This window comes from Haloactinopolyspora sp., from assembly GCF_027324685.1.
Lineage (GTDB): Bacteria > Actinomycetota > Actinomycetes > Jiangellales > Jiangellaceae > Haloactinopolyspora.
On the sequence record NZ_DAHVSH010000163.1, the window covers coordinates 1 to 6,397 of the forward strand.

The 6,397-nt window shown below is 66.4% G+C and carries 9 protein-coding genes and 1 tRNA gene; 7 read left to right on the forward strand and 3 right to left on the reverse strand.

What is annotated here, in order from left to right; all coding sequences use genetic code 11:
- Window positions 1–67: 67 nt before the first annotated feature.
- Window positions 68–142: transfer RNA gene (locus M6444_RS17300), tRNA-Val, on the forward strand.
- 105 nt (window positions 143–247) lie between these two features.
- Here the strand turns inward: M6444_RS17300 and M6444_RS17305 are convergent.
- A complete protein-coding gene (locus M6444_RS17305; protein WP_298330225.1) occupies window positions 248–382 on the reverse strand; it encodes a hypothetical protein in 135 nt (44 codons plus the stop codon).
- Window positions 383–723: 341 nt separating this feature from the next.
- Here M6444_RS17305 and M6444_RS17310 point away from each other — a divergent pair, with 341 nt between their 5' ends.
- From M6444_RS17310 to M6444_RS17320, 3 genes are read left to right on the forward strand one after another with little or no spacing between them, the layout of a single operon-like run.
- The gene (locus M6444_RS17310; RefSeq protein WP_298330228.1) at window positions 724–1,182 is read left to right on the forward strand and encodes a hypothetical protein; all 459 of its coding nucleotides are present in this window, start codon (window positions 724–726) and stop codon (window positions 1,180–1,182) included.
- Window positions 1,179–1,484 carry a DNA/RNA non-specific endonuclease gene (locus tag M6444_RS17315; protein ID WP_298330231.1) on the forward strand — a complete coding sequence of 102 codons (306 nt, stop codon included), beginning with the start codon at window positions 1,179–1,181 and terminating at the stop codon, window positions 1,482–1,484. The genes M6444_RS17310 and M6444_RS17315 overlap by 4 nt, the downstream gene beginning before the upstream one ends.
- On the forward strand, window positions 1,481–1,915 hold the full coding sequence (locus M6444_RS17320; protein ID WP_298330234.1) for a hypothetical protein: 435 nt from the start codon (window positions 1,481–1,483) through the stop codon (window positions 1,913–1,915). Before M6444_RS17315 ends, M6444_RS17320 begins: the two co-directional genes overlap by 4 nt.
- Window positions 1,916–1,923: 8 nt before the next feature.
- Here M6444_RS17320 and M6444_RS17325 read toward each other — a convergent pair whose 3' ends face one another.
- The gene (locus M6444_RS17325) at window positions 1,924–2,781 is read right to left on the reverse strand and encodes a helix-turn-helix transcriptional regulator (protein WP_298330236.1); all 858 of its coding nucleotides are present in this window, start codon (window positions 2,779–2,781) and stop codon (window positions 1,924–1,926) included.
- Window positions 2,782–2,915: 134 nt separating this feature from the next.
- Here M6444_RS17325 and M6444_RS17330 point away from each other — a divergent pair, with 134 nt between their 5' ends.
- Window positions 2,916–3,980, forward strand: coding sequence for an aldo/keto reductase (locus M6444_RS17330; protein WP_298330239.1), 1,065 nt, complete (start codon window positions 2,916–2,918; stop codon window positions 3,978–3,980).
- A 45-nt stretch (window positions 3,981–4,025) separates the two neighbouring features.
- The gene (locus M6444_RS17335) at window positions 4,026–4,775 is read left to right on the forward strand and encodes an SDR family oxidoreductase (RefSeq protein ID WP_298330242.1); all 750 of its coding nucleotides are present in this window, start codon (window positions 4,026–4,028) and stop codon (window positions 4,773–4,775) included.
- Between the two features lie 17 nt (window positions 4,776–4,792).
- On the opposite strand, the gene M6444_RS17340 is transcribed toward M6444_RS17335, so the two are convergent.
- Window positions 4,793–5,635: a metalloregulator ArsR/SmtB family transcription factor gene (locus tag M6444_RS17340; protein WP_298330245.1), complete on the reverse strand. Its 843-nt coding sequence runs from the start codon at window positions 5,633–5,635 to the stop codon at window positions 4,793–4,795.
- 96 nt (window positions 5,636–5,731) lie between these two features.
- On the opposite strand from M6444_RS17340, the gene M6444_RS17345 reads away from it, so the two are divergent.
- The coding region (locus tag M6444_RS17345; protein ID WP_363326413.1) for an FAD-dependent oxidoreductase at window positions 5,732–6,397 on the forward strand (666 nt) is incomplete at its 3' end.

A 6,397-nucleotide genomic window follows, 5' to 3' on the forward strand; every position in this document is an offset into this window, starting at 1 on the left:
GCAACGCGAAACGAAGCCGGTCAGTTGTACCGACGGCGCTGGGGTGGGGTATCGTGTTCCCGCGCCCGGGCGATTAGCTCAGCGGGAGAGCGCTTCGTTCACACCGAAGAGGTCACTGGTTCGATCCCAGTATCGCCCACCACGCGTCATCACAGCTCAGGAGCCTTCTTCGAAGGCTCGTCGTACGCGCGCCGACCCCGTACCGGTGCCGGTGGCGGGGTCGGTCACTCCCTGCGAGATCGACGCTCTACCTGAAGAGGTCGACGACCCGGAGCAGGGACCAGAGCACGGTGAGGACGGCTACGAGCGCGATGGTCAGGATCGTGGCCGCGTTGCGGGTGATCCTGACGGCGATCTCGGTGCGCCTCTCGACGATCTTCATCCTCGCCGCGACTGGGTCGCAGTGCAAGACAGAATTACGCTGGTGGGTGCCGGTGGAGGTAGTCGCACACCGTTGATCCCGGTAACGCCCCGGCACGGGCTGTAGCAGGACCGCGCCGGGGCGTTTCGCGTCGACTCCTGGCCGGGCCCATCCGCCATACGGCAGATCAGTTCGGCGAATCTTTGCGAAAGAACGCTGTCGCATAAACACTCGGCCGAGTCACCACCCGTGACAGGTGTCGTCGTGGTTCTTCGGTGTCCTGTGTCTGCAGCCCTTCGCGGCATTTGAATGCGCTCGCTGTGAGAGACTCGGCCCAGGCGGAGGGGGCGGAGATCGATCGGATGGATGAGCGGCCAATCAGGCAGGGCATCGAGCGCCTTGGTGAGCTGGGGGACGAGACCATCCCGGCCGAGACCGACAACCTGAGACATCAGCTCGACGAAAGTCTCGCCGACGTTCGCCGTGTCCTCGACCTCGCCCGGGTCACAGACGTCGCCAGCAAGGTCGAGCAGATCGTTGCCGACATGTGCCGGGAGGTCGAGCACCTGCGCGATGCATCCACTGCCGCGGTGAGCACGGCGACGAGCGAACTAAAGGCTCTCCTTCGTCCGGTCCTGCACGTCACCAGTACTCAGCGGGAACACCAACTGATCCTGCGTGACCCTCCCGAAGATCACAACATCGTCGTCGATCGCTCAGTTACGTATGGCACGGGTGTCAATGGGCGCGTCATCAGCGTCAAGGCGACACTCGCTGAGGGTCCGGCGGGCAACGCAACCCCAGTGCTCAGCGGCGAGTGAAGGGCAAGCTGGACCAGGATGACGCTGGTCACCTGATCGGGCGCGTCTTCGGCGGCATCGGGGACGACATCAATCTCGTGCCGATGACGCAGAAGGTCAACCGGCGCAGTTATCGAGGGCTTGAGCGCGAGTGGGAACGCGCCATCCGTGATGGCATGACCATCGATATCACCGTATGGGTCGTCTACACAGATGACGGCCACCGACCCGCGTACTTTGAAGTCGAGTATGAGATCGGCGACGAGATCGAATCCGTCACCATCTTGAACACACCGGCCGACTCCGAGGAGTCCGACGCATGAGTCTCACGATTGACGAGCAGGTACGCGGTATCTCGGACGGCGCACGCCGTTCCGCCCCGAAAGGCTGGCAGAAGATCGTCCTGCACGCCGAGGCGCTTGCCAACGTCGTCAAGATTCGTCTTGCCGTCACGCTGGCCGACGGCAGTGTGACAAAAAGGGTCCGGCCAGAGCGTGGCCTTGGCGCTCTGGTGGCTGAGCTGCGCGGCAAGATGCATGACCCCGCGAAGGGCACCTGGTACGTCGCGGATTTCACGGTCGACGGAACAGAGGTCGATGTGGAGTTCGACTATGAGACATGCCCTTTTGGTGGGCTGATCGTCGAGGACGACCTCGACAGTGGCGACGCCGATCCGGATCTCGTTCTCGAGGACCACACCTTGTATCCCCGGCCGGTCGACCAGCTACCCGAGTGGCACCCAGCACGCGGTTGACTGGAGCGTTACGCCGTCACCGCGGTCAGTGGTGTTGATCGCTCGGGCGAGGCGAGACGTTCCATGGCCGAGCGGCTCGCCTCGTCTGCTCCATGAGCGACGAGGACGCGGTACTCGGGCTGCTGCACCGGGGCGAGCAGATCGAAACGAGCGGTGATGATCCCGATTCGAGGGTGATGCATCGCCTTCTCAGCGTGCCCATTGACGCGGACGTCGTGGTTCTCCCAGAGCTCGGCGAACTCCTCGTCGGCGTCGACAAGTTCGCCGATGAGGGTGCGAAGCCTGTCGTCCTGCGGGTGTGCTGCCCATGCTGCGCGCAGATGAGCGACGCCGTCTCGCCGCACTCGGTCCAGGTCGAGGTATCGGGCGGTGATGTCGGGGTGCATCAGACACAGCCATACGGCGTTCCTGCGATGAGCTGGCAGCGCGCTGAAATCGGTGAGCAGCTCCGCCATCTCCGGATTCCACGCGAGGATGTCGGATCGATGGTCCAGCACCATCGTCGGCGCCGGAGCGAAGCTGTCGATCAGGCTCCCGAGAGCCGGTGGAAGCGGCACCGACGTGGGCCTGGGCATGTCCGGCGGGCGCTGCTCGGCGAGATCGAAGAGGTAACGACGCTCGTCCGGTGACATGAGCAGAGCGCGCGAGAGCGCATCCAAGATGCTCGGGGAGGGCCGCAATGAGCGCCCCTGCTCCAGGCGCACGACGTAGTCGACGCTGACGTTTGCGCGCTCGGCGACTTCCTCTCGGCGCATCCCCGGCGTACGACGTCGAGGGTCGTGCCGCGGAGTGAGGCCGAGAGCCGCGGGATCGAGCCTCTCGCGTCGCGTGCGGAGGAACCTGGCGAGCTCTCGGGTGACGTTCACGGAGGACTGTGGCACCTCCGCTACAACTCCGCGGCTGGTAGCCGTGTTCCTGGGACGGATCTTCCCTGGCAGTCGCGGCCGCAGTCACAGCACTCTGGTGAGGCGATGACAGATCAACCGAACTGGAGATGGCTTTGACACTCGCACTCGACACCTACCGGTTGCTCGGCCGTTCCGGCTTGCGCGTTTCGCCGCTGGCGCTCGGCACGGCCACCTTCGGCACGGACTGGGGCTGGGGCGCGGACGCCGCCGAATCACGGAAACTGCTGGAGGCCTACGTCGAGCGTGGCGGCAACTTCATCGACACCGCCAACACCTACACCAACGGCAACTCGGAGAGTTTCCTCGGAGAGTTCACGAAGGACTTTCGGGAGAGTCTCGTGCTCGCGACGAAGTACACGACGTTGCGTGAGGCGCGTGATCCGAATTCCGGTGGCCCGCATCGAAAGAGCCTCATCGGCTCGGTCGAGTCCAGCCTGCGCCGGTTGAACACCGAGTACATCGATCTGCTCTATCTGCATGTCTGGGACGCGACGACCTCGGTCGACGAGGTGATGCGGGGCCTCGACGATCTCGTCCGGCAAGGCAAGGTGCTGTACGTCGCCATGTCGAACGTGCCGGCGTGGCAGATCGCGCGCATGCAAACCCTCGCCGACCTGCGGGGCTGGGCGCCGTTGGTCGCACTGCAGATCGAGTACAGCCTCATCGAGCGCACGCCGGAACGCGATCTCATCCCGATGGCGCGTGAGCTCGGCCTCGGCGTCGTGCCCTACTCGCCGTTGGCCGGCGGCATCCTGACCGGCAAGTACAGCCGCGCCGATCTGGACGCTGTGTCGGCGTCGAGCGACGACGGAACCCGCAAGAACTTCAACCGCGCGCTCGGAACGATCACCGAACGCAACCTCGCTGTCGCCGACGTCGTTCGTGCGGTCGCTCAGGAGCTGGAACGGACACCTTCGCAGGTGGCGCTCGCCTGGGTGCTGCAGAACGAAGCGGTCGCGGCACCGATCATCGGAGCCCGCAGCGTCGCGCAGTTCGAGGAGAACCTCGCAGCATTCGACGTGGTCTTCGACGACGCTCAACTGCGACGTCTCGACGAGGCCAGCGCGATCGATCTCGGATACCCGCACGCGATGCTCGCCAGCGATCACATCCGGGCGGTGAGCGCCGGAGAGCTGACGATCGCCGGGCGTGGATGAGCGTCCGGGTCCAACCATCACCACGAGAGAAACGGATCGCCGAACATGACCAAGACCGACCAAGCCGTCGTCATCACCGGAGGAACCAGCGGAATCGGCCTCGCGACTGCGGGCCTGCTACACGAACAGGGCGTGTCGGTGATGGTGACCGGGCGCACCGAGGAATCCGTCGCCCGGGCGCGTACCCAGCTGCCCGCTGAGGTGATCGTGACGCGAGCCGATGCCGCGTCAGTCGAGGACAACACCCGAGTCGCGCGTGAAGCCGAGGCCGCGTTCGGATCTCTCACGGGCGCGTTCCTGAACGCCGGGATCATGGAGTCGGCGCCCGTGGAGAGCATGAGCGAGGACACGTGGGAACGCCTGTTCGCGATCAATGCGAAGGGGCCGTTCTTCGCGCTGCAGAAGCTGCTGCCGCTGATGGGGGAAGGCGCCTCGGTGGTGTTCACCGTGGGAATCGGCGCCAGGCGGGGCATGCCTGGTGGCAGTGCCGCAGCGGGCAGTCGAGGTGCGCTGCTCACGATGATCCCGTCGCTCGCGGTCGAGCTCGCTCCGCGCGGGATCCGAGTCAATGCGGTGAGCCCGGGACCGATCGACACCCCCATCCTGGCGAAGAGCGGTATGGGTCCAGAGCAGATCGCCGCGGTCAAGCAGAGCTTCGCGGACGCCTTGCCGCTTCGGCGGATGGGGCGACCGGAAGAGGTCGCTGAAACCGTCGCGTTCCTGTTGTCGCAGCGTTCGTCCTTCATCACCGGCGAGGACATCCTCGTCGGCGGAGGAGCGGGATTGAACGTCTGACTGACGCCCGTGTTCGCTCAGTTCGCGCGCCGGCGTTCCAGGAGGACGGTGTCGTGCCATACGCCCTCGCGCTGGGCGATGCGTTCGCGAATGCCGACGGTGCGGTAGCCGGCCTGGTGGTGCAGCGAAATGCTGGCGCGGTTCTCGGTGAAGATCGAGGTCTGCAGGGTCCAGATGTCGTGATCGTCGGCGGCGGTGACCTGCTGGCGCAGGAGGGCTTTGCCGACGCCGCGGCCGCGGAAGCGCGAGTCGACGTAGACCGAGGACTCGCCGACGCCGCGGTAGCAGTCACGATCAGAGACGGGCGAGATCGAAGTCCATCCCACGACCTTGCCATCGATCTCGGCGACCCAGCGGTGCCCGGGCAGCCACTTCGCCGCCAGCTTGGCGCTCGACGGCACCGACGTCTCGAAGGTGGCGATGCCGGTGTCGATGCCTTCGCGGTAGATGCGGCGCACCTCGGCCCAGTCGCCGTCGGTGAGCGCGCGGATGGTGACGTCGGCGGGGATGTCGTCGGGGCAGCAGGGGCGGTTGGTGGCCGTCACGCCCATGACGACGTCGGCCATGTGCGGCAGCCCGGTGCAGCACGCCTCGTTGACCGTGACCCGGGTGCTGGTGCCGACCTTGGAAACGTGCACGAAGCGGGCGTCGGCGAGCTTGCGTACGTGATGTGAGGCGGTGGATTGGCTGATGCCCAGCAGATCGGTCAGCTCGCCGACAGTCAGGCCCCCGTTCGAGGTGGCGACAGCGTGCAGGAGCCGGACCCGTGTGGGGTCGGCGAGGGTGACGAAGCACTCGGCGTAGTGAGTCGCCGCCTCGGTGTCGAGCGGCATCTGCGCGCGGGGCGCAAGGGTCGTCATGTTCGAGAGTCTATCGACGACATTCGATGGTTGGCATCATCGACGTTCGTCGATAGAGTCGCTCTCCACGAATCGATGAACTTCGATGAAGGAGAGATGATGGCGCATCCAGTGGTGATCGTCGGTGCCGGGCCGGTCGGTCTGGCGGCCGCGGCCGAGCTCGTCGAACGCGACGTCGAGGTCTTGGTGTTCGAGCGCGGCGCGAGTGTGGGTGCGCACGTGACCGAGTGGGGGCACGTTCGGCTGTTCTCGCCGTGGTCGGAATTGGTGGCGCCGGCGGCGCGCCGGCTGCTCGAAGCGGGTGGCTGGATCGGTCCCGCCGGTGCCGGCTATCCGACCGGGAGCGAGTGGGTGCGCGACTACCTGGCACCGCTGGCGCAGGCGCTGGGGGAGCGCGTGCACACCGGTGCCGAGGTCGTGGGTGTCGCGCGCCGGGGCCGTGATCGAGTCGTCGACGACGGTCGCGACACGGAGCCGCTGGCCGTCCACGTTCGCTACGCCGACGGCCGCGCAGCGCGAATCCTGGCTCGTGGGTTGATCGACGCGTCCGGAACGTGGGGTGCGCCGAATCCGTTGGGCGGCGACGGACTGCCGGCGCTGGGGGAGGCGGCTGCCGTCGTGGCCGGCCGACTGGGTTACCGCGGTCGGGATCTGTCCGTCCCCGCCGAACGCGAACGGCTGGCCGGGCGACACATCGTGGTCGCCGGGAGTGGACACTCCGCGCTCACCGCGCTGGTGTCGCTGACCGGCCTGGCCGCCGAG